General features: G+C 45.7%; 21 protein-coding genes and 2 pseudogenes. 10 read left to right on the top strand and 13 right to left on the bottom strand.

The features are described 5' to 3' along the window. Positions 1-56 precede the first annotated feature (56 nt). Positions 57-1136 carry an efflux RND transporter periplasmic adaptor subunit gene (locus tag KT99_RS09550; protein WP_040571825.1) on the bottom strand — a complete coding sequence of 360 codons (1080 nt, stop codon included), beginning with the start codon at positions 1134-1136 and terminating at the stop codon, positions 57-59. Between the two features lie 214 nt (positions 1137-1350). Here KT99_RS09550 and KT99_RS09555 point away from each other — a divergent pair, with 214 nt between their 5' ends. Then, positions 1351-2295 (top strand): LysR family transcriptional regulator, encoded by a 945-nt coding sequence (locus KT99_RS09555; protein ID WP_005499426.1) that lies wholly within the window; start codon positions 1351-1353, stop codon positions 2293-2295. A gap of 138 nt (positions 2296-2433) precedes the next feature. Here KT99_RS09555 and KT99_RS09560 read toward each other — a convergent pair whose 3' ends face one another. After that, the gene (locus KT99_RS09560) at positions 2434-3099 is read right to left on the bottom strand and encodes a Qnr family pentapeptide repeat protein (RefSeq protein ID WP_005499428.1); all 666 of its coding nucleotides are present in this window, start codon (positions 3097-3099) and stop codon (positions 2434-2436) included. A 1-nt stretch (position 3100) separates the two neighbouring features. After that, positions 3101-4483, bottom strand: coding sequence for an MATE family efflux transporter (locus KT99_RS09565; protein WP_005499429.1), 1383 nt, complete (start codon positions 4481-4483; stop codon positions 3101-3103). Between the two features lie 226 nt (positions 4484-4709). Between KT99_RS09565 and KT99_RS09570 the strand changes: the two genes are divergently transcribed. From KT99_RS09570 to KT99_RS09595, 6 genes and pseudogenes are all read left to right on the top strand, one after another. Further along, positions 4710-5000, top strand: a complete 291-nt coding sequence (locus KT99_RS09570; protein ID WP_005499430.1) for a co-chaperone GroES — start codon at positions 4710-4712, stop codon at positions 4998-5000. Between the two features lie 64 nt (positions 5001-5064). Next, positions 5065-6699, top strand: a complete 1635-nt coding sequence (gene groL / locus KT99_RS09575) for a chaperonin GroEL (RefSeq protein ID WP_005499431.1) — start codon at positions 5065-5067, stop codon at positions 6697-6699. A gap of 846 nt (positions 6700-7545) precedes the next feature. After that, the gene (locus KT99_RS09580) at positions 7546-7752 is read left to right on the top strand and encodes a hypothetical protein (protein ID WP_005499432.1); all 207 of its coding nucleotides are present in this window, start codon (positions 7546-7548) and stop codon (positions 7750-7752) included. A gap of 401 nt (positions 7753-8153) precedes the next feature. Further along, positions 8154-8789: a hypothetical protein gene (locus KT99_RS09585; protein ID WP_005499433.1), complete on the top strand. Its 636-nt coding sequence runs from the start codon at positions 8154-8156 to the stop codon at positions 8787-8789. Positions 8790-8923: 134 nt separating this feature from the next. Beyond that, positions 8924-10126 (top strand): annotated as a pseudogene (locus KT99_RS20120) (IS4 family transposase). Between the two features lie 123 nt (positions 10127-10249). After that, positions 10250-11857 carry an N-acyl-D-amino-acid deacylase family protein gene (locus KT99_RS09595; protein ID WP_005499436.1) on the top strand — a complete coding sequence of 536 codons (1608 nt, stop codon included), beginning with the start codon at positions 10250-10252 and terminating at the stop codon, positions 11855-11857. An 82-nt stretch (positions 11858-11939) separates the two neighbouring features. Here the strand turns inward: KT99_RS09595 and KT99_RS09600 are convergent, their stop codons facing one another. From KT99_RS09600 to KT99_RS09625, 6 genes are all read right to left on the bottom strand, one after another. After that, positions 11940-12212 carry a hypothetical protein gene (locus KT99_RS09600; RefSeq protein WP_005499437.1) on the bottom strand — a complete coding sequence of 91 codons (273 nt, stop codon included), beginning with the start codon at positions 12210-12212 and terminating at the stop codon, positions 11940-11942. 191 nt (positions 12213-12403) lie between these two features. Continuing rightward, the gene (locus KT99_RS09605) at positions 12404-12661 is read right to left on the bottom strand and encodes a hypothetical protein (RefSeq protein ID WP_005499438.1); all 258 of its coding nucleotides are present in this window, start codon (positions 12659-12661) and stop codon (positions 12404-12406) included. Continuing rightward, positions 12639-12902 (bottom strand): hypothetical protein, encoded by a 264-nt coding sequence (locus KT99_RS09610; protein WP_157752197.1) that lies wholly within the window; start codon positions 12900-12902, stop codon positions 12639-12641. Before KT99_RS09610 ends, KT99_RS09605 begins: the two co-directional genes overlap by 23 nt. Before the next feature lie 155 nt (positions 12903-13057). Then, the gene (locus KT99_RS09615; protein ID WP_005499440.1) at positions 13058-13723 is read right to left on the bottom strand and encodes an SDR family NAD(P)-dependent oxidoreductase; all 666 of its coding nucleotides are present in this window, start codon (positions 13721-13723) and stop codon (positions 13058-13060) included. Positions 13724-13853: 130 nt separating this feature from the next. After that, positions 13854-14444, bottom strand: a complete 591-nt coding sequence (locus KT99_RS09620) for an excalibur calcium-binding domain-containing protein (protein ID WP_198402012.1) — start codon at positions 14442-14444, stop codon at positions 13854-13856. Between the two features lie 276 nt (positions 14445-14720). After that, positions 14721-15284: a serine hydrolase gene (locus tag KT99_RS09625; protein ID WP_040571826.1), complete on the bottom strand. Its 564-nt coding sequence runs from the start codon at positions 15282-15284 to the stop codon at positions 14721-14723. 173 nt (positions 15285-15457) lie between these two features. Between KT99_RS09625 and KT99_RS22020 the strand changes: the two genes are divergently transcribed. Continuing rightward, a complete protein-coding gene (locus tag KT99_RS22020) occupies positions 15458-15601 on the top strand; it encodes a hypothetical protein (RefSeq protein WP_157752198.1) in 144 nt (47 codons plus the stop codon). A gap of 153 nt (positions 15602-15754) precedes the next feature. On the opposite strand, the gene KT99_RS09630 is transcribed toward KT99_RS22020, so the two are convergent. From KT99_RS09630 to KT99_RS09640, 3 genes and pseudogenes are all read right to left on the bottom strand, one after another. Next, positions 15755-16006 carry a DUF2999 family protein gene (locus KT99_RS09630; protein ID WP_005499443.1) on the bottom strand — a complete coding sequence of 84 codons (252 nt, stop codon included), beginning with the start codon at positions 16004-16006 and terminating at the stop codon, positions 15755-15757. Between the two features lie 259 nt (positions 16007-16265). Beyond that, the gene (locus KT99_RS09635; RefSeq protein WP_157752199.1) at positions 16266-17198 is read right to left on the bottom strand and encodes a substrate-binding periplasmic protein; all 933 of its coding nucleotides are present in this window, start codon (positions 17196-17198) and stop codon (positions 16266-16268) included. A gap of 286 nt (positions 17199-17484) precedes the next feature. After that, positions 17485-18073 (bottom strand): annotated as a pseudogene (locus KT99_RS09640) (M28 family peptidase); the annotation flags it as partial. A gap of 330 nt (positions 18074-18403) precedes the next feature. Here KT99_RS09640 and KT99_RS09645 point away from each other — a divergent pair. Both KT99_RS09645 and KT99_RS09650 read left to right on the top strand, forming a co-directional pair. Next, positions 18404-18898 (top strand): peptidylprolyl isomerase, encoded by a 495-nt coding sequence (locus KT99_RS09645; protein WP_005499447.1) that lies wholly within the window; start codon positions 18404-18406, stop codon positions 18896-18898. A gap of 223 nt (positions 18899-19121) precedes the next feature. Beyond that, positions 19122-19499: a GFA family protein gene (locus KT99_RS09650; protein WP_040571827.1), complete on the top strand. Its 378-nt coding sequence runs from the start codon at positions 19122-19124 to the stop codon at positions 19497-19499. Between the two features lie 211 nt (positions 19500-19710). On the opposite strand, the gene KT99_RS20760 is transcribed toward KT99_RS09650, so the two are convergent. Next, positions 19711-19983 carry a hypothetical protein gene (locus tag KT99_RS20760; RefSeq protein WP_198402011.1) on the bottom strand — a complete coding sequence of 91 codons (273 nt, stop codon included), beginning with the start codon at positions 19981-19983 and terminating at the stop codon, positions 19711-19713. Positions 19984-20243: the final 260 nt, after the last annotated feature.

The following is a 20243-nucleotide window of genomic DNA, read 5'->3' on the forward strand; positions in this document are numbered from 1 at the left end:
CCTTGCAGGCGAAAGAGTAAAAATAAAAGCTTAGGTGATATTGAGTCGGATGGATATTACACCCCGCGTTGCCAGTGAAGAGGTTTAACTTTCTGTTCTGCTGACAGGTACTGCACACCGGCTACCACTAGCTGATCGCCCATGCTCAAGCCTGTTAAGATCTCTATGCCATCTGTGGTGACCCGACCTAAGGTGACGATTTGTGCAGTCACCTTGCCTGTGTCTGCATGGTAGAGCCAGATGATACTTTCACCATCGAGATCACGCTTCATCACTGCACTGGCAGGGATCACTGTCTTATCTAGCTGAGAGTCAGTAGAGAGATCTAAGCTTAATTCGGCGCTCATACCCGGAAGAATATGGATCTGAGTGGGTCGGGCTAATGTGAAGACAACTTCGTAACTTTGAGTGCCTGGAGTCACTTGAGTCGCGTGCTCTTTCAGTTTTACCGGATAGGCTTGCTCCGGCTGAGCGCTGAAACGTACCTGAGGTTGAAATTTAGCATGGGGATTAAATTTGATGGCCTGACTGGCCATAGACTCAGGCACTTGGATCACCACGTCGATATTACGATCTTTCTGTAACACGAGAACCGACTGGTTTGCCTGAATCATCTGATAATTGTCTATGGAGATCTTAGCGACCGTGCCGTCATATGGTGCGAGTAAATGGGTGTAACTCAATTGATCGTGGGCGTTAGCCAGATCGGCAGCGGCTGATTTCAGTTGAGCCTTAGAGAGATCGTAATCTGCCGGTGAGATCAACTGGCGACGTAACAGCTCACCCTTACGCTTATAGTCGGCGGTGGCCAGCTCATGATCGGCTTCGCGGTTGAGTAAGGTGTTGCGGGCATCTCTGTCATCGAGTTTGGCCAGGATAGTGCCTTTTTTCACCTGTTGGCCTTCGACCAAAGTAAAATCGATCAGCTGACCAGACACTCTAAAGCCTAAATCTGCCTGCTTAGTGGCGGCTATTTTTGCCGGAAAGACACGAATAGAAGCAGCATTAACATCCGTGACTTCCAATAACTTCACCGGTCTAATGCTTTGTGGAGCAACTTCGATGGACTCTGCGCTGCAGCCAGCCAATATGCCGGTGATCATTATGACTACGATTTTTTTTGCTAGGGACTTCATAAACCGGTTTCCATGTGTGCGACAAGATGTATCAAGCTGGCTAAGATAGCAGCATCTAATATTGAACAAAATGGGAACATATGGAACCATAGGTTCCATAAAATGAGACTGTTTAGGTTTGCTTGTTAAAATTAAGCGTGAGCATGATCGTTTTCGTTAGCGGTTTGAATGTGAAAATCATCGAGAGACTGTGAGAGATTAGTGAGAGTTAGTTATGAAAACTGAAGATATTGCCCTGTTCCATCGCATCGTAGAAACGGGGAGTTTAGTGGATGCTGCGGATCTGCTGAACTTGCCTAAGTCGACCGTGAGCCGCCGTCTGCAGGCATTAGAGGATGAACTTAAGGTTAAATTATTTCATCGTCAGAGCCGAGCCATGACGTTAACGGCTTCGGGGAGCCATTTCTACGACAAAACCTTAGCAATTCTCGGTGATCTTGAGCAGACTCTGGTGGAGCTTACGGATACTCAAGCCGAGATTGGCGGCCACCTACGTATCCTCATGTTTCCCGTACCTGAGCTATTGGATATTGCTAATGGCATCTTCGAGTTTATGGACCATCACCCTGAGCTCACCGTCGAGTTGATTGTCAGCACTGAGCCTCAGGATATGATCCGTAACAATATCGATCTCGCCTTCATGGTAGAAGATTCATTTAATGAAAATGAGATGGTGGCGCGAGAGGTGATCAATGAAGAGCTGCATTTTGTCGCCAGCCCGGACTATCTGGCTAAGGCCGGTACGCCTGTGTTGCCAGAGGAGATCGAGCAGCATAACTCTATCCTGTTTCGTTACCCTAACGGTCGGATTTTCAGTGAAGTCCCCTTCGGCAATGATATGAAGATAGCGGTGAAAGGTAACTTGTGTCTCAATAGTATTCAACTCTGTCTGCAAGCGAGCCTTACTGGCCGGGGTATTGCGTTTTTGCCTACAAAGCTGACTCGAGAGCATGTTGATCGAGGTGAGCTGACCATCTTGTTTGAAGATGTAGAGCCTTATATAGGCAAGTGCTATCTGGTTTATCCCTCAAGACGTTTTATCAGCTTAGCGAGCCAGAGGTTTATCGATCATATGTTAGGCGCACTTGAGCGTTGTAATATCGGTAAAGGTTGCGGCAGGGAAGAGCGACTACGTGGCTCAATCAAGTCTTGGGTTTAGCTCTAGCTGTAAGTTGTAAGCGGTAAGTTGTAAGTAAAGCTAGAGTACTGACTCGTATCTAGGCTCTGCTGTCTTTGTCTTTGTCTTACCGCTTTCTTCGCTCTGTTTTGAGCTTAATACTTATCACTTCTTAGTTTGTTAATCCGGTGCCACTATGATCCCCAGTGGTGCCAGCAGTTGCTCTTGCTGCCACTGGTTTATCATCACGCCCTCGAGCTTGACGTTGCGGGGATCCAGTCCATCGAGTTCCACCCGACATAAGTTACAGCCTGCGAGCTCGAATGTGCCCCATTGTGATTGGGAGAACTGGCCGCCGCTGAGATCTGAGCCCTTCATAGATGCACCGAGCAAGTTAGCGCCCCGCCAGCGATTGTCCATCAGCTCGCACTTCTCTAGCTTGGCCGATTCTAAATTGGCGTAGGAGAGGTTAGATTCCGTGATGTAGGCGCTGCAGAAGAAGGACTTGTGGGTGATATGGTTAGCAAAGCTAGCCCGGGCGAAGTCAGCGCCTTGCAGGTTGCACTCCCTAAGCTCGATACCGAAACAGCGAGCACCGATAAACAGGGCCATGCTCAGATTGCAATGTTTGAAGCTGGCGCTGATTAAGGTGGCATAACTGAAGTTACAGCCTTCACTCGTGCCCGTCTCGACGAACCTGCAATTAATAAAGTTGGCATCGGTCAGATCGGCGCGACTAAAATCACAGCGGTAAAACTCGCAGCGCTCAAACCTGGCATCCTGCAGATCTTCACCGCTGAAGTTGGTATCTATAAATGTCTTGTCTGTGTAAGTATCAGTTTGCATATCAGTGACCTTTAGCGCGCTTGTTAGTTTCAGTTTGTGTGTACTTCAAGTGTACTGGTTCGGAGATTTTTTTCGCCAGAATATAGCAGGCGATACCCATCAAGGTGTTAGTGATAGGCAGTGCCAGAAGCAGGCCTTTGACACCACCTAGGTACGAGCCTAGTGCGGCCAGAGGCAGCAAAATTAGAAACAGGCGACACACATTGAGGATCAGAGAGCTCATGGGTCTGTGGTAGGCATTGAGTGATGTGGCCATCAAGATAACGATACCCAAGGGGCCATAGGCGGCAGGGATCATTAAGATATAGAAGGACAACCACTCTACGACTTGAGGGTCGCCACTGAATAACTGAGCAATCGGCTCGGCCAATAGCAGCAGTGGCAGGTAGAGCAAGGTCTGAAACAGCAGAATAAATTTGAGTGACATCAAGAGGGCATCACGGGCACGCTGCGTCTGACCCGCGCCTAAGTTTTGGGCAATAAAGGGCACCAGGCTGGATGACAACGCCATCACGACTATTAATAATACCGACTCGATACGGATCCCGGCACCGAAGGCGGCGACTGCACCATGATCGATGCGGGCTAGCATGGCCATTATCACCGCATTGGCGAGAGGGTTGAGCAGGTTCATCAGGCTTGCGGGTTGAGCGATATGAGCCAGCTGTTTCCAGTTGCACTTGAGGCGCTCTATATTGAAGTCGGCAAACTCCACTAAATGACGCTTAAATATCAGCAGGTAGCTAGATAATGACAGGGCGACAAGCCAGGAGATCACCGTGGCGATAGCAGCCCCTTGGATCTCCAGCCGAGGAAAAGGTCCGATGCCGAAGATGAGCAGGGGATCGAGAATAAGGTTAATCAGCGCCGCCAACATCATTATCTTGGCCGGTGAGCGGGTGTCACCCGTGGCGCGCAGCCCCTGGTTGCCAACCATTAGCAGCACCAACAGAGGGGCCCCCAGATACCAGATAAACATGTAGTCATCTATCAGTGGCAAGCTGGAATCATTGGCACCAAGCAGGCTAAATAATGGATCTATGCACAGGCTGCCCAGCATGGAGATTAGTGCGGTCAGCATAAAGGTCAGTAACAATGAGTCATGCAGAAACACCTTGGCATTAGTTGCCTGACCAGCGCCTATGAGGCGGCCTAAGTTGGTGGAAACTCCGGCACCTATGCCTATGGCTATGCTGGATATGATCAGAGTCACAGGAAAGGTGAAGCTGATGGCTGCCAGAGATTCGGTGCCTAACTGGCTGATAAAAAAGGTGTCGACTAGGCTGAACCCAAGAATGGTCAAGATACCAATCAGGTTTGGGAGGCTCATATTTAGCAGTACACGACCGATTGGCTGGGTGAGCAGCCCGTGTCTGTCTTTCATGGAGAAGTCTTGCCTAGTCTACTGGGGGAGGCAATTCTATCAGGATTGGTGAGGCTTTTATAAAAGCCGGATAAAAAAAATGAGATTATTTTTGTAAAGACCTTGGTTCTCATCTAGATGGCCCCATATATTCAACATCAAGCGACTTAATCAACATAAAGTTTTGCCGCAATATTTTTTATTTGCCCGCCTTAATGCTGGGCAAAATCATTAGGAGAGTCCATAGATGAACATTCGTCCATTACATGACCGTGTCATAGTTAAGCGTTCTGAAGCTGAATCAAAATCTGCTGGCGGCATCGTACTTACAGGCAGCGCTGCCGAGGAATCGACTCGCGGTGAAGTACTCGCAGTAGGCAATGGTCGAATTCTTGAGAATGGTTCAGTTCAGCCACTCGACGTAAAAGTGGGTGATATAGTGATCTTCAACGAAGGTTATGGCGTGAAGAAAGAGAAGATAGATGGTGAAGAGGTCTTGATCCTTTCTGAATCTGATCTAATGGCTGTTGTGAGCTAAGCAGCTGTTAAGTACTCATTGATTTTCAACATCTCATTCAAATAAATTTTAAAGGAAAAAGAACATGGCAGCTAAAGAAGTAATCTTTGGTAACGACGCACGTGTAAAAATGCTTGCGGGCGTAAACATACTGGCAAACGCAGTTAAAGTTACTCTGGGCCCTAAGGGTCGTAACGTGATTCTGGATAAGAGTTTTGGCGCACCACTGATCACCAAAGATGGTGTCACAGTGGCTAGAGATATCGAACTTGAAGATAAGTTAGAGAACATGGGCGCGCAGATGCTTAAAGAAGTTGCTTCTAAAGCCAATGACGAAGCCGGTGACGGTACCACTACCGCTACCGTTCTTGCTCAATCTATCGTTAACGAAGGCCTTAAAGCCGTCGCCGCTGGTATGAACCCAATGGATCTTAAGCGCGGTATCGACAAAGCGGTTATTGCAGCCGTTGCCGAGCTTAAAATCCTATCTCAAGAGTGTAGCGATACTCAAGCTATCACTCAGGTGGGTACTATCTCGGCTAACTCTGACGAGACTATCGGCGAAATCATCGCAACAGCGATGGAGCGCGTAGGCAAAGAAGGCGTTATCACAGTTGAAGAAGGTCAGTCTCTGGAAAACGAGCTGGAAGTAGTAGAAGGTATGCAGTTCGATCGCGGTTACCTGTCCCCATACTTCATCAACAAGCCAGAGACTGGCAGCGTTGAGCTGGAAAGCCCATACATTCTGCTTGTAGACAAGAAAGTCTCTAACATTCGTGAGCTACTGCCTACCCTTGAAAGTCTGGCTAAGACAGGTAAGCCACTGCTTATCGTCGCCGAAGACGTTGAAGGTGAAGCCTTAGCTACACTAGTCGTTAACAACATGCGTGGTATCGTGAAAGTTGCTGCCGTTAAGGCACCAGGTTTCGGTGATCGTCGTAAGGCTATGCTACAAGATATCGCTATCTTGACTGGCGGCACAGTTATCGCTGAAGAGATTGGTCTGGAGCTTGATAAAGTGACTCTGGAAGATCTTGGTACGGCTAAGCGCGTTATCATCACAAAAGATGACACGACTATCATCGACGGTGCTGGTGAAGAGAGCCTAATCAAGGATCGCGTTGCACAGATTAAGATCCAGGCTGAAGAGTCTACCTCTGATTACGACAAAGAGAAGCTACAAGAGCGCATGGCTAAACTAGCCGGCGGTGTTGCAGTGATCAAGGTCGGTGCAGCTACCGAAGTTGAGATGAAAGAGAAGAAGGCTCGTGTAGAAGATGCACTTCACGCGACTCGCGCAGCAGTCGAAGAGGGTGTTGTTGCCGGTGGTGGTGTTGCTCTGGTACGTGTTGCCAGCAAGATTGCTGACATTGACGTACTTAACGAAGATCAGAAGCACGGTGTGGTTATCGCAATTCGTGCCATGGAAGCTCCTCTACGCCAGATCGCCGCTAACGCAGGTGAAGAAGGTTCAGTTGTTGCTAACAACGTTAAGAACGGTACGGGTAACTACGGTTACAACGCAGCTAACGACACTTATGGTGACATGCTTGAAATGGGTATCCTAGATCCAACTAAGGTGACTCGTAGCGCGCTACAGTTCGCAGCATCTATTGCTGGCCTGATGATCACCACCGAATGTATGATTGCCGATGTTGCACAAGATGCTTCTGCACCTGATATGGGCGGCATGGGTGGTGGTATGGGCGGCATGATGTAATTTTGCTTTTTTGGCTGGTCTAAATCGGTGATAGCTGCGTTCCTTTACTGCTCGTTTAAGAAAAACTAAACGTCGCGGTAAAGCGCCTTGCTTTAACACGATTTATCCTGCGAAAAACCCTTTGCTGGTTTAAATCGATTCTTACTGTGTTGCCTTATCGCTCGCGTAAGAAAGACTACGCGTCGCTCAAGGCGCCTTGTCATAATCAATTTATCCTGCGCAAAAATTAGCAAAAACATTTGCTGGTCTAAAGCCTAAAAGCTTAAAACCAAACTTCTTGAAAAAGAGTAATGAAAGCCTCGATACTTAACAGTGTCGGGGCTTTTTTGTGTCTGGAACATTTATGCCATATCCCATGGACGGGGAGATATGGTATTTGCACATGGATGGTCTTGGAGGGGATTTGTGTCTGGAAGATAACCCTAGCGTCATTCCGTCAATCTAAACCGTCATTCCGGTGATGCTTTTAGCCGGAATCCATTCTGTCATCCCGGTGTTCTTTTAGGCCGGGATCCACCGCTTTGCTCTTAGCTTTGTTCTTAGCTTGTAAGCTAACCAAGCAGCGCTTGATAAAGGTCGCAGGGTTCCACTTCCTTCTCATAATAGGGAGTAGAGAGTAGGGCAAGGAGGACTGCTTTGGGATGTGAATCCATTTACAAGGCCAGTTCGCTGTCCCTAGATCTCGTTCATGAGCTAGGGCTCTGCCACATTCTCAGTCGTAGCCTCAATTAGCTCCCCTCTCTTACCATCAACATATTTGTCGAGTTATCGAGTTGTCAACCGTTATTTTACTGGTCCGATGAGTGTGATATAATTAGTCTTATTAAAGGTAACTGAGATGATTGTATGGTTAAACCAACTTGGGGCAAAAAAGCTTCTGCTCATGTTAAGCAGGGGGAATTAGTTATAGATAGTATTGGTAACTTATGCTTATTAATTCAAAAACTAATTTTTGCACTAAAGAAGCTTTGGTTTAGTCTTGGTGGTCTTTCTGCAATCTATTTTCTCGATAGTAAAGTTGATTGGAGTATAATTTCAGGACTCATTAAGTAGTCTAAAAGTGGGGATTTGTCAGGATCAGAGTAAACTTTACCTTGTGTCTAAATTGATTAACGGGCACCCACATTATTTTACTATCTCTTGCATCACCCTTGTCAAAATAGAAGTGTGTGGAGCTAGGTGATAGACCATGCGAGATTCACGCTTATTTGAAAAGTTTATGCAGCAGAAATTTGTCAATATCACACAAATTCAAATTAAATTGCTGTCAATTTAATTGTGCGCAACTATAATGAGGGTTAATAGAATAAACATATTCAATGGCGCTGTAGGTGTCGCCGCCATGAGCTTATGGGGCAAGAGTACCAGATACCACCGGCAACTCTGTGAATGCCTGTAGCGAAAACACGATTTAAATTTGGCTCGTTTTATAAGCTTTAATAATAAGGAACACCATGAAAATAGTATTAACTACTGGTCAATGGGCGATGATTTTGTTCATTACACTGATCAGCAGTACAGCGAGTTATGCGGCAACGCCTGAAGCTGCATCCGCCGTTATGACTATCGACGAAGAGAGTTTTAGCTGCATACGAGAAATGACGCCTGTGCGCCATTTTTACGTAGACAATCTGCTGGGAGATATTGAAGGGACTCTGGCCGCAGCAAATTCTCCTGAGGGGGCTGTGTATCCGACCGGATCTGTGGTGCAACTGGTACCTACGGAAGTGATGGTCAAGCGCGAGCCTGGCACTTTTATGGCAAGCGGTGACTGGGAGTTTTTTGAATTGGAAGTTAATGAAAGTGGTTCTACAATTGTAAAACGTGGTTTCGTTGATGTGGTGAATCGTTTCGGTGGCAACTGCTTCGCTTGTCATGCGCCCGCTAAAGAGAAATGGGACTTTATTTGTGAGTCAGGACACGGCTGCGAACCTATCCCAATTAATCATAAAATGACCGGAGCATTACAACGCTCAGACCCGCGTTGTGGCCCTGCGGTATTGGAGTCTGGTGATACTATGGCGCTAATAAAACTTAAGGCTATGGTCGGTATTGGCCTGACCAAAAAGTGGCTGGAAGATTTGTTTTAAGCTACTCAAGCAAGCAACTTATTATTCTCTTTTCTTGGTTATCAAAAACTCAAATATTGTCTCAATAAGCCAAAATTAATCAGAATTTGGTGATCAGATCTATCGCCAAACAAAAATAACCACGGATAAATGCCATGAATGCGAAACAAGTTTTATCAAAATGTTTATCGATTGTCACGCCCTCAATGCACTGCGATTAAGCCTCTTTGCTGCCATTGAAAGCTCAATGAATGGCTCTTCTCTTTCCATTACAGGACTTGGCCGCAATATTGATAATATAGCCAAAGAAAAGCATAAGATCAAACGTGTAGATAGGCTTTGTAGCAACGTGAATATTCATCGAAAAATCGAGTTTGTCTATGCCCGTATGGTCTACTTGTTAGTCGGTAAAATGAAACAGCCAATTATCCATATAGATTGGTCTGATTTAGACGAACGTAAGCAGAATTTCCTCATTCGAGCCACCCTTGCTGCTCAAGGTCGCTCCTTAATGCTTTATGAGGAGATCCATCCTTTAAACCGTAAGGAAAAGCCCAAAACATACCTGTTATTTATGACAAAGCTAAAAGCCATGCTACCCAATGACTGCAAGCCCATCATCGTAACCGATGCTGGTTTTCGTATTCCTTGGTTTAAGCAGATTTTATCCCTTGAATGGGATTATGTTGGCCGTGTCAGAAATCGTACTCACTGTAAGAAAGTAGCAGAAAACGAGTGTGCTCCAATTAAAAAGCTATATGGTCTATCGAGTTCACGCGCCAAGACCCTGGGCGCTTTTCACTTGGGTGAAAAGGTAAGCTTTAAGACTCGTTTAGTCATTTTTAGTCATTTTCAAACGCAAGCCCAAAGGGCGTAAAGATAAAAATGCCATGGGTGACGGTGCTAGAAACAGCAAAAGCTCTCGTGCTAGCGCAGAACGAGAAAAAGAAAAAGAGCCATGGTTACTGGCGACATCATTATGTGAGTCTACCGACACCGCTAAGAGAGCCGTTAAAATTTATGCGACAAGAATGCAGATAGAAGAGAGCTTTAGGGATGTTAAAACTGGTCTAAAGATGAATGATAGTGGTACTCGAATTGCAGTAAGGCTTAGCGTATTGCTACTCATCGCCAGCCTATCTCAGTTCATGCTGTATTTGCTAGGTTTAGCAGTAAAGGCTGCCGATAAGCACTGGCAATATCAAGCTAATTCAATAAAGTACCGTAACGTACTCTTAAACCAATTTATAGGCTTAAGGGCATACAAGGATAGGAAGTTGAAGCTGCTGAAGTTCCACTGGCGAGCTGGAATTAAGTTGCTGCAAAATTTGGTTAGGGATCCACAGGCATGCTATTAAATTTGCGGGGATCCCTCAGCCCATTATTCGCAATTATTTCCAATTATTCCAAACCTGACCACATTTACTTCATAAATAATGAATTATTATGATGGTGGGTAAACATAGGGATGGAGAGGAACCATGCGCCAGTTGATTAGAAATGCCACCGTAATCGATGGAAGTGGTGGGGCAGCTTTTAAAGGCGATGTCCTCATTGATAACCAGATGATTACCGATGTTGCACCGCTCATCACAACCGCTGCTGATATGGTGATTGATGCGGATGGCGCATATGTTACCCCGGGGTTTATTGATGTCCATAGCCATGCCGATCTGGCGACATTTTTACCACAAGGTTTTAAGCCTAAAGTACTACAAGGTATCACCACTGAACTTGTCGGTCTCTGTGGCCTTGGTGTCGCTCCGCTGCCGAAGGCGCTTCAGGATGAGGTCAGAGAGCGGCTGATCATAGGTAATCCAGCAGTCGACTGGAACTGGGATGATTTCACCAGCTATGGCTTAGCTCTTAAACAACGAGGGCTGGAGGTCAATCTATCCTCCTTCGTTCCTCATGGCTTATTGCGTTATCAGATCTGTGGTAACAGCTGTTTGGCGATGGATAAAAATCAGCGCAGGACGCTGGCTCAGTTGGCTGATGAAGCGTTGGGATCTGGTGCTCGTGGTATCAGTTTGGGGCTGATCTACCATCCGGCGTTATTTAGTGATCAGCGTGAGCTGCTAACTTTGGCCCAGGTTGCCGCCGCACACCATAAGCCATTGGTTGTGCATATGCGCAGTGAAAGCGATGAGATTCTCGAGGCTTTGCAGGAAATGATCACCTTGGCGCAGCAAGCTGGATGCCAACTGCATATTTCTCACCTAAAACTTATCGGCCGCCGCAATGCCTCTAAATTAACCTCGTTACTGGCGCTGATTGATCGCCATGAACTCACGTTTGATCAGTATCCGTATCATTATGGCAGTACGACACTGCTTTCTATCTTGCCTCCCAGCCTTATTCGCACATACGCACCGGATGCCCTCATGATCGCATTGAAAGCGCCGGCCGTCAGACAGGAGGTCCGGAGTTGGTTTGCCGAACGGATTTTACCTCAGGCCGGTGAGCCGTGGGATAACCTGCCGGCGCTATTGGGCTGGGAGAATATCTTGATTTGTGAAGTTGAAAGTCAGGCGGCCCAGCAGTGGCTGGGATGTTCTATTGCCGAGTGCGCACGAAAGGCTGACCTGCACCCGGTTGATTTTGCTCTTGATCTTCTTATCAGTGAGCGCGGTAACGTACGTATGATTGATTACTTTATGGATGAGGAGCTGGTAGAACGCATTTTTCAGCACCCGCGAGGCATGGTTGGTACAGATACAATATTCGGCGGTCGGCTTCACCCTAGGGTCTGTGGTTCATTTCCGCGGATTATTCACCAGTTTGTTTCACAGCGTCAGTTACTGCCGCTTGAGAAGGCCATTCATAAAATGACGGCCTTGAGCGCTGATACCTTTTCGCTCCACAATCGAGGTAGGTTAGCGCCGGGCTACTATGCCGATATTAGCTTGTTTGATGCCAATTTCTGTGACAATTCGACGATAGTTCTACCTGAGGTCTATGCAACTGGCTTACGTGATTTATGGGTGAACGGCAGGCGAAAAGTGGCACACGGCGATTATCTGGAAACTCGTTCCGGTCAACTATTACTTGCCAGTAGTGGTGCCTCACGGAATAAATGGAGTCACTAAATGGGAGTCAGAGTAAACTTGATAGGCGGGGCCTGTGACCCCGCATATCCATAGTGAATTAACTATGGTTGTTTATGGTGTTTTACTGATCGGTAAATGCCGCTTCAATCTTTTCTAATTCTTGCTGTTCTTTGGTCTTAAGTTCTTGCTGCGTTTTTAGTTTGGCTTCATCTAAAAGTGCTGCTTGTCTTTCCTTAAGGCTGTGCTTCTCTGATTTAGTCAGAAACTTAAAGGCTTTCTTATTGGCTAGTGCGTAGGCAACGACATCTTCGCCCTTTACCCTGCGCTCATCCACTCGTTGTGCAAAACGTTCATTGTCTCGGGCTTTGCGTTCTTCGGCATTTAACTTGCTCATATTTTGTATCCTCATTAGTTAATCACGGTAGGTTTCACTACGCTCAGTCAAACAAATGAGATCTGTTGCACATTCATAAAGCTGATAGGGGATTTTAGCATAAGATGCGTTTCAAACCCTATGCTATCTAGCTTTAGCCTGCCTTTTCCATTGCCTTGGTACACTGGTTCCTCTTATTCAGTTTGCTTACTTTACTCCACCCAATTGAATTCTTGTTTTAGAACCTCATAGCGGCCATTTTCCCGGAGTATGATTAACCCCTTGTTAAAGGCGTCAATTATGTCCTGAGCATTTGGTATGTGTTTGGGTACAATCACATGAAGCGAGATTTCTGTAACAACAAATTCAGAGCGTTGCACCTCTTCTGGCGATATCCCAGCCTTTAAAAGTGCTTTTATGGCATCGTTAGGGGCCGCACTGACGAAATCAACCCGCTTTTTCGGCAGCATTCTGAAGCAATGCTGCATGGTACTGTCCTCGCTGTGCGAGCGTATAGCCTCTTTTCCATGGAAGCCATTCGATTTCTTTAACAAAATACCCAGATTTTTCGAAGGCGTTGAGCACCAGTGTGGTCGCCATGCCGCCTTGGGCAAGTTTACGGTCTGTAAAAGGCGGGTAATCGTCACCCGTTGTCAGAGATAGCGTGAATGTATCGGCTTTTACAGGGTCGATAAACACCGCAAGGATCATCACCATTAATGGCAAGAAATATCAGATTTGTAACAAGTAGGGGCTGAGTAAATCAACACCGACTTTCTACATTTCAAGCGACTCGGCTATAGCTACCAAAGTCATCCCACTAGAGTCGGCGCTTTGCTTGTGCAAAGCGCCGTGCAGATGCGCGCTTAGCCTCGATTGATCGTAATATCTGACACATAACCATGATCTGCGTTGACCAGAGCCTGTTTTAACATGATGGCGACTTCTTGGGCGGTCATAAAACCCGAAGTATCGAGCTCCTTGCCACTGGTTTTCCAGAAATCTGTGGCCATGCCTCCCGGGTAGACGGCGATCAACTTCATCGGGCTGCCTTTGAGTTCCAGGCGCAGGGACTCGACCAGTCCCCGTATCGCCCATTTCACCGCGCAATAGGTGGACTCGCCGGCTTTGGCGACCTGAGCCGCCGTCGACATCACTACGACGACATTGATCTTGTTATTGCGATAGCGCTTCACTAGCTCCCGTAGTAACAAGATCGTCGCCGTCAGGTTGTTATGGATCAGTTTCTCGATCGAGTCAGGCTGCTGCTGTTCGATGGCACCGAAATAACCACTGCCGGCGCAATGGATCACGGTATCTGGGGCCTGTGACAGTGAGTCTAGCAGCGCCGATATTTCCCGGGGCTGGCACAGGTCGGCGGCGATGGCGTTGACTTCACCGGAAATGGTGCTCACCACTCGGGCAAGTCGTTGCTCATTGCGGCCGGTGAGTAACAGTGACTGCCCCTCGGTGCCATATATATTTGCCAGCGCGGCCCCTAAGCCACTGCTGGCGCCAGTAATTAAAATCATAATATTCCTTAAGGTCAAAAAAGACTGCGTCAGTCTCAAAATATGCATGATATTGGCATCTGAGTGCAATAGATAACAAGTGGGGATTGGTCAGGGTCAGAGTAAACTTTTCCTCAGACCCATTTTGTCATTAATAACCACAATGTTGCTTTTCGCAGGGGATGCCGTCTCCATCGCCGTCCATCTTGGTTCCGGGACAGTTGTTATTGTAGAAGTTGGCTTCGGCACATGAGCGCATCTGGCTGCAGTATTGTTTTCCTGATTCACAGCGGAGACTTTCTTTAGGCTGAGTCCATTGTATCTGTTCGGCGGTGGGTTCCTGCTGGAGTTCATTGGTGACTTGGATTGGTGCGTTTGATTGCTCAGAGAGAGCTTCATATCTTTTAAAGCCGAATACACCTAAGCCAAGAATGATCAGCAGTGGAATGAGTATGATGCTTGATGATTTGCTTTTTTTGCTTTGATTGGCGTTACTTGCACGTCTTGGAGTCGTAGAAGCTGAAATAACTGCGACGCCCTTTATGCTGGCGTTGATGGCCTTGAATTTGCCATCGGCTTGTTGCTGGGTTCTATACTCAATCGAATCGCCGACGATGGGCTTTCTGGCCATATGCTTAAGCTCTGAGATATGAATAAACACATCTTTGCCATTAGCTGTTTCCGGTTCGATAAAACCAAATCCCTTGTCATTTTTCCAGCGAACTAGAATTCCTTTTTCCATGTTCATGTTTTTACTCTTAATTGTGCTAGTTATAAGATTGAACCATTAAAGTGTGAATAGAGCTTGGTGTCTGTAATTTTGATCAAGTTTGTTGATTATTAACGGGGAAACGGAGATTAATGGTGCAGGGGATTATGTAGACATAGAGCTGGTGACAAAAAAATAAGACCGCCCAAAATTATTTGGGTAAATTTTGGCTGGCCTTATCTAGTTTTATTAGAAGCGTTGTTAGCGGTGAGTTCCATGATATTTTGCTGTCACAAAATATAGCCAAGTTTACTGAGTTGTTCCATAACGGTTTATCAATAGACCTAAAATTTCTCCACTCGCCTGATTAGCATTATCGCCAGACGCATTAATAATAATCATCATCACAGCAATATTTTCTTCAGGAATAATCATCCATTCTGCCAGCCAAAAGGTATTCGAACCTCCGTGAGTCAATATTTTTTCTTTTGCCCAATCGACATTGAAAGCTCCCCAGCCCATGGCATAACCGTCATCTACCGCTTGGTGCAGTATTTGAAATGAGCTTGCTTCAAGAATGTTGTTCTCACCACGACTACCCTCAAGATGGGCCATTAAGTACTTAGCCAAAGAATTTAAATCGGCATTAACCCTACCCGCTGGACCTAAAACGAAAGGAACATAAACACCGTCCGAAGGTTTGCGAGCATGCCAGCTGGCATTATTATAATAATGGCCACTGGCTTGCTGGGAAGAGTCATCTAAATTTGGTGGGCCAAATCCAGTATTATTCATATCCAGCGGAGAAAATAGTTCATCTTGAATTAAAATAAAAGTTAAGTTAAAACAACTTGATAGGTTTGTGTTTGTCATGTTTTGGCTTGGGGTTTTGTGGCGCTGGATTAAATTTTACAGTTCGATTATTTGACACTCGCTAGTTTCGAACCATAATTTAGTTTTTTATGTTGTACTTTTCTTTGAAGTTGAAATAAGTCTCCGCTATCACTTTTTAGATTGATGTCATCATTTTATATGGATATTTTATAATGAATCAAATAAACCAAAGTATTGTTGAAATTAGTGATATTTCTAAAAATAATGCCGTGTTGGCGCAGAAAGTAAATACCAACGGTGTTGAAGTGAATGTTAATGCAAGCTTGATTGATGCCTTGAGTACAACATTTAGATAGGGGCATTGACAGCTGTACTAAGAATTAATAGTGCGGCGGCTTTTATCGAAATTGAGCGGGTGACAAAAATATGGCCGCCCACAACTCCTGATTGGAATTAATTGTGGCTGGCCCTTATTTATTTTTAAAAGCAGCGCTGTTAGCTGTGTGGGATTATTTCTGTAGTTGTGCCTTGGCGGCTGCAACTTTTGAGAAATCCAGGCCTAGTTCAACAACGGCTTCTTTTATCAGGGCAGGTTTTTGCATGACTAGCCCCATTAGCTGTTGAAGCTTCTCTGGTGGTATGCCTAATTGACCGATAGTGGTCATCGCCGCCATAGGATTTTCGGTTAGAGTCTGGAACAGGTCTTTAATTTGTGCGTCACTGACATTGTGTTCTTTTAAGATCGCAAGAATGGGATTCATTGCACTACCTTGTATGATTTTCAAGTTAAACAGGCATCGATTCTATCACTCATCAAAGCGCATTTCTGGGCTTTGAAAAAATATATGTGTCTGATCATTTTCCTGCTTATTCACTCGTTAGATTGCTAGTTTGATTGATTAACCATGAGGCTATTAATAGCTCAGTTTTTTAGTTTCTAGTCAGAACTCTAGGCGTAGAGGCCGCTAAGTACCGCTAGATAAAGGAGATTGATACAAGCGCTGAGTGGATAATGAGATGCTAGGGATCGATATAGCTATTGAAAATTGTGTCACCTTGCTCCTCTCTCACTTCGGCTAATGTTTGCCAAAACTTTAGCGTCAGTTCTGAATGTTGCTGGTACCACTGGTGAGACACAGGCATATACAAATTTACGTGCATAAAATCTTCCTTTAATGTCGTTAGCTCATCGGTTAATTTCAGCTGGTTAATGATGTTTTGGCCTATGTATTTCTCAATCACATAGCCATCGAGCCTTCCTCTGACGAGTAGGGTAAATCCTTCATTTGGCGTTAAGTTGTTGGCGGGTAATGTGCCTAACTTAGACAGTTTGTCATGGGCGATATAACCTAATGGTGCAGCCACACCTAATTTCAGCCCTGAAAATTGTCCGTTGCTCCATTTTAGGTTCGAGTGCTTATGGATAAATACTCGATATCTGGCTCGCCATAAACGTTGATCTAAATTGATACTGCCATTTAGCTTAGGGAATACCCCCCAAGTCTCTCTTTCTTGTGTCCATATTGCCGCAAAAATAGCATCGATTTTCCCTTGGGCTAGATGTTGAATGCAACGTTTCCAAGGCAGTCTAACGAGTTGAATCGACAAGTTTGAAGTGTGTGCAGATGCAATAATTAAGTCCGTCAGGGTGCCGTGTAAACCAAGGGTTTTGCTATCGCTGATACTCTCTTTCGTTATGAAGGGAAAATTGTTTTTATCTTCATAACAGATCCGCATGATGGCTTGTTCGCTTTTCATCAGCGGATCTTGGGTGATCGAGCTGTCGGCATTAGCCCTCTCCATGCTCCCTAGACTTATTATTGATAGCAGTAGCGCGAACAGGTGGCTGGTATGCTTAGACATAAAAGAGAACCAAAATGAAACGAATGAGGTTAGATGTTGAGAGTCGTTATGATACTTAATCACAATTTGATCCATATACGCCTTGCTCACAATATTGATCACCCTACTAATCAGGGGGTATACCGATTGAAATTATTTCACTATCTATATTAAACGGATTCACTAGTCTCAAGTTTAGTTGATGTAGCTTGTTTGGTGGGCTTTAGTGTAATCGATGGCGAATTGGCGTAAGCAGAAAGTAAAAAAGGTGACTAGGCGCTTAACTACAGAGTCTAATCACCTACATTTATCCAGGTTAATAAGCCCCTGCTGCGCCGGGGAAGACCACTGGGCTGGTGTTGCCGTTAGCGCTTACGCTGGCGACGCCATATAGGTAGTTGTCGATGACGCCATTGATGCCTTCGATGTTAGCTATCATGTCGTTGTTAAGTACCGCTTGTACCTGCCAGTGTTGATCTTTGGCATATTGAGCGAGTGCTGCGCCGCCATAGAGGCCCTGCTCTTCGCCAGATAGCGCGGCATAGATAATAGTGCCTGCAAACTGATATTTAGACAGTACCCTGGCGGCTTCGATGGCTCCGGCCACACCGGATGCATTATCGTTGGCACCGGGTGATATAGAGGTCGAGTCCATCACCTCTGTGACGCGAGAATCGATATCTCCGCTCATCATCACCACACGCTTAGGCTCGAGCGTACCGCGCTGGATGGCAATGACATTGACGACTTCAGTAGAATGAGGGATACGCTTGCGTCACAGTGTCGGATAAAGTTATCACCTCCAGACAGCCGCCACAGTCAGTAGATATGCGTTCAAACTCATTTTTAATCCAACGTCTGGCCGCGCCTATGCCCTGGGTATCAGACTCGGTCTCTGACAAGGTGTGGCGGGTTCCGAAGCTCACCAACTTCTCGACATTACTGCGCAGTCTGTCGGCGCTTGGCGCCGTGGCAATATCATAAAGGGAGTCTGGGTGGGCATGGAAACCTCGATTTATTATTATTTTGTTTCTTACTCTATCAAAAAACAACTCATAAATGGCAGGGTTACACCGAGGAATTGTTAGTCGATATGTCTTGCTAGTTATCCAAGGTTACCCAGTAAATCATGCCAACATTAACAGGGATACTAGATCAATCTGTGTTGAGTTCCGTTTCCCGCGAGGATGAGGGCAAGTCTATTGCTAGAGTGCGTGTAACTAATTATCGATTGGTATGAATGCGCTTGCTACAAAACCTGCTTTTTTAGGTATAATTTCATTCACTGATACCCATTAATTAACACTGTAGGCCATATGATTATTTTTACGACGAATTTAGGTGATATTGAGATTGAGCTCGATTTCGAACGTGCGCCTGTGAGTGCGAAGAACTTCCTGAAATACTGCGAGGATGGCTTCTATGAAGGTACTATTTTTCACCGTGTGATCAAGGGGTTTATGGTGCAGGGCGGTGGCATGACTGTCGATTTAGAAGAGAAGCCTACACGTGCGGCTATCGTTAACGAAGCCAATCGTGGTCTTAAGAATGTCAAAGGCACTCTCGCCATGGCTCGCACCGATGCGCCGCACTCGGCCACCGGCCAATTCTTTATTAATCTTGGCAATAATGATTTTCTCGATCACACCGGCACGACTAATGACGGTTGGGGTTACGCCGTATTTGGTGCTGTTACTTCAGGTATGGACGTGGTTAGGAAGATGGAGAAGGCCAGAACCACGTCGAAGATGGGACACGATGATGTGCCACGCGAGCCTATTATCGTCGAGAAGGTCACGATTAATTACTAGGATACGAGTCAAAGGAGCCAACTGACCTTAGGCAAAGATGACTTTTTAATGCCTAAAACAGCAAGTTTATAATCTTTATAACCCCAAAACCTCTTGGTTTTGGGGTTTTCTACTGTAAGGCAGCGGCTTTCTTATAAGCTCAGTATTGACAGTAATCCTATTGTGGAGAACGACGACTTGCTTTAGTTTACAGTGCTAACCTTTCAAAGAACTGGTAGTAAAAATGGAACTAAGCTGTCATTGCGGTAATGTGAAAATCACAGTTACTCACTCCCCTGAAACACTCACTTCCTGTAACTGCTCCACCTGTAATCGCTGTGGGTCCTTGTGGGGCTATTATAAGCCAGATGAAGTTCAGCTGTCGTTGATCACCGATATTGCGGGGACCAGTGTGCCAGCCACTAAGGCTTATAAGTGGGGAGATGAGTATATCGAGTTTCATCACTGCCAAAATTGTGGTTGCCTGACTCATTATGTCACCACGGATAAAGTCCCCGATGCTAAATACGGCATTAACTTCCGCATGGCACCTATCGCTAAGATGAAAGATATCAAGGTAAGGCATTTCGATGGTGCAGATAGCTGGCAGTATTTAGATTAGTGCCAATTGGTATGGCCATGAAGATCCATATACTGATGCTAACTTCATTGCATTAGGTAAGTCTTAATATGCTCGTTATCTATAACGTCGTAGGCAACAAACCCGCTGGCTACAATACCTGTTAAAGAAAGTGAGAGCTTAATTGAACAGTTCATCGAGTCGATAGTATTGCAGCTTACTTTCTCCTGAAGCCTCTTGCTGACTCGCGATTTTACACCTCTTCGCGGCTACCCGATTTCCCTGTGATAGGCCGGTATTTACTCAGTCCTAGAAGTCGGCAGATAAGGGGAAGTAGCTTGCTACCCAGTTTCTCACCCAGTCTAACGTCTTGTCGTTTACCCAATAGTAATGAAGGCTGGATTATGCTGAGCCGCTGAAAGCCTAACTCAATGACTTTAGCCTCTAATTCACCTTTCATCTTTAAATAGGCGCTGTGACTGCTAGGGTTAGCCCCGCTGGAGGAGACCATTAGATAATGACTCACACCCTTGGCCAGAGATAGTTTGGCGGCTAGATATTGATAGTCGATATCTAGCCGTCTTTGTCGTATTGTTTGTGATAGTGGCGGCTAATTTTATGTAGCGTTCCTCGAAAAATAAAGGGGATTCAAGGCTAGCAGCTCCGTGGCGCGGCTGTTATCCAATAACTGTTTACTCGGAATGGTATAATGATGATTTCACATTTTTATCGCCATTATATTAAAGAAATATCAAATCATTCTCAGTTTGTTTTATGAATTCTTTT

Source organism: Shewanella benthica KT99, from assembly GCF_000172075.1.
Classification (GTDB): domain Bacteria; phylum Pseudomonadota; class Gammaproteobacteria; order Enterobacterales; family Shewanellaceae; genus Shewanella; species Shewanella benthica_A.

What these genes read in the sequence shown, in the direction of transcription:
- KT99_RS09550 (WP_040571825.1), bottom strand. Translation starts at nt 1,136, where the DNA reads ATGAAGTCCCTAGCAAAAAAAATCGTAGTCATAATGATCACCGGCATA.
- KT99_RS09555 (WP_005499426.1), top strand. Translation starts at nt 1,351, where the DNA reads ATGAAAACTGAAGATATTGCCCTGTTCCATCGCATCGTAGAAACGGGG.
- KT99_RS09560 (WP_005499428.1), bottom strand. Translation starts at nt 3,099, where the DNA reads ATGCAAACTGATACTTACACAGACAAGACATTTATAGATACCAACTTC.
- KT99_RS09565 (WP_005499429.1), bottom strand. Translation starts at nt 4,483, where the DNA reads ATGAAAGACAGACACGGGCTGCTCACCCAGCCAATCGGTCGTGTACTG.
- KT99_RS09570 (WP_005499430.1), top strand. Translation starts at nt 4,710, where the DNA reads ATGAACATTCGTCCATTACATGACCGTGTCATAGTTAAGCGTTCTGAA.
- groL (WP_005499431.1), top strand. Translation starts at nt 5,065, where the DNA reads ATGGCAGCTAAAGAAGTAATCTTTGGTAACGACGCACGTGTAAAAATG.
- KT99_RS09580 (WP_005499432.1), top strand. Translation starts at nt 7,546, where the DNA reads ATGGTTAAACCAACTTGGGGCAAAAAAGCTTCTGCTCATGTTAAGCAG.
- KT99_RS09585 (WP_005499433.1), top strand. Translation starts at nt 8,154, where the DNA reads ATGAAAATAGTATTAACTACTGGTCAATGGGCGATGATTTTGTTCATT.
- KT99_RS09595 (WP_005499436.1), top strand. Translation starts at nt 10,250, where the DNA reads ATGCGCCAGTTGATTAGAAATGCCACCGTAATCGATGGAAGTGGTGGG.
- KT99_RS09600 (WP_005499437.1), bottom strand. Translation starts at nt 12,212, where the DNA reads ATGAGCAAGTTAAATGCCGAAGAACGCAAAGCCCGAGACAATGAACGT.
- KT99_RS09605 (WP_005499438.1), bottom strand. Translation starts at nt 12,661, where the DNA reads ATGCTGCCGAAAAAGCGGGTTGATTTCGTCAGTGCGGCCCCTAACGAT.
- KT99_RS09610 (WP_157752197.1), bottom strand. Translation starts at nt 12,902, where the DNA reads ATGATCCTTGCGGTGTTTATCGACCCTGTAAAAGCCGATACATTCACG.
- KT99_RS09615 (WP_005499440.1), bottom strand. Translation starts at nt 13,723, where the DNA reads ATGATTTTAATTACTGGCGCCAGCAGTGGCTTAGGGGCCGCGCTGGCA.
- KT99_RS09620 (WP_198402012.1), bottom strand. Translation starts at nt 14,444, where the DNA reads ATGGAAAAAGGAATTCTAGTTCGCTGGAAAAATGACAAGGGATTTGGT.
- KT99_RS09625 (WP_040571826.1), bottom strand. Translation starts at nt 15,284, where the DNA reads ATGACAAACACAAACCTATCAAGTTGTTTTAACTTAACTTTTATTTTA.
- KT99_RS22020 (WP_157752198.1), top strand. Translation starts at nt 15,458, where the DNA reads ATGAATCAAATAAACCAAAGTATTGTTGAAATTAGTGATATTTCTAAA.
- KT99_RS09630 (WP_005499443.1), bottom strand. Translation starts at nt 16,006, where the DNA reads ATGAATCCCATTCTTGCGATCTTAAAAGAACACAATGTCAGTGACGCA.
- KT99_RS09645 (WP_005499447.1), top strand. Translation starts at nt 18,404, where the DNA reads ATGATTATTTTTACGACGAATTTAGGTGATATTGAGATTGAGCTCGAT.
- KT99_RS09650 (WP_040571827.1), top strand. Translation starts at nt 19,122, where the DNA reads ATGGAACTAAGCTGTCATTGCGGTAATGTGAAAATCACAGTTACTCAC.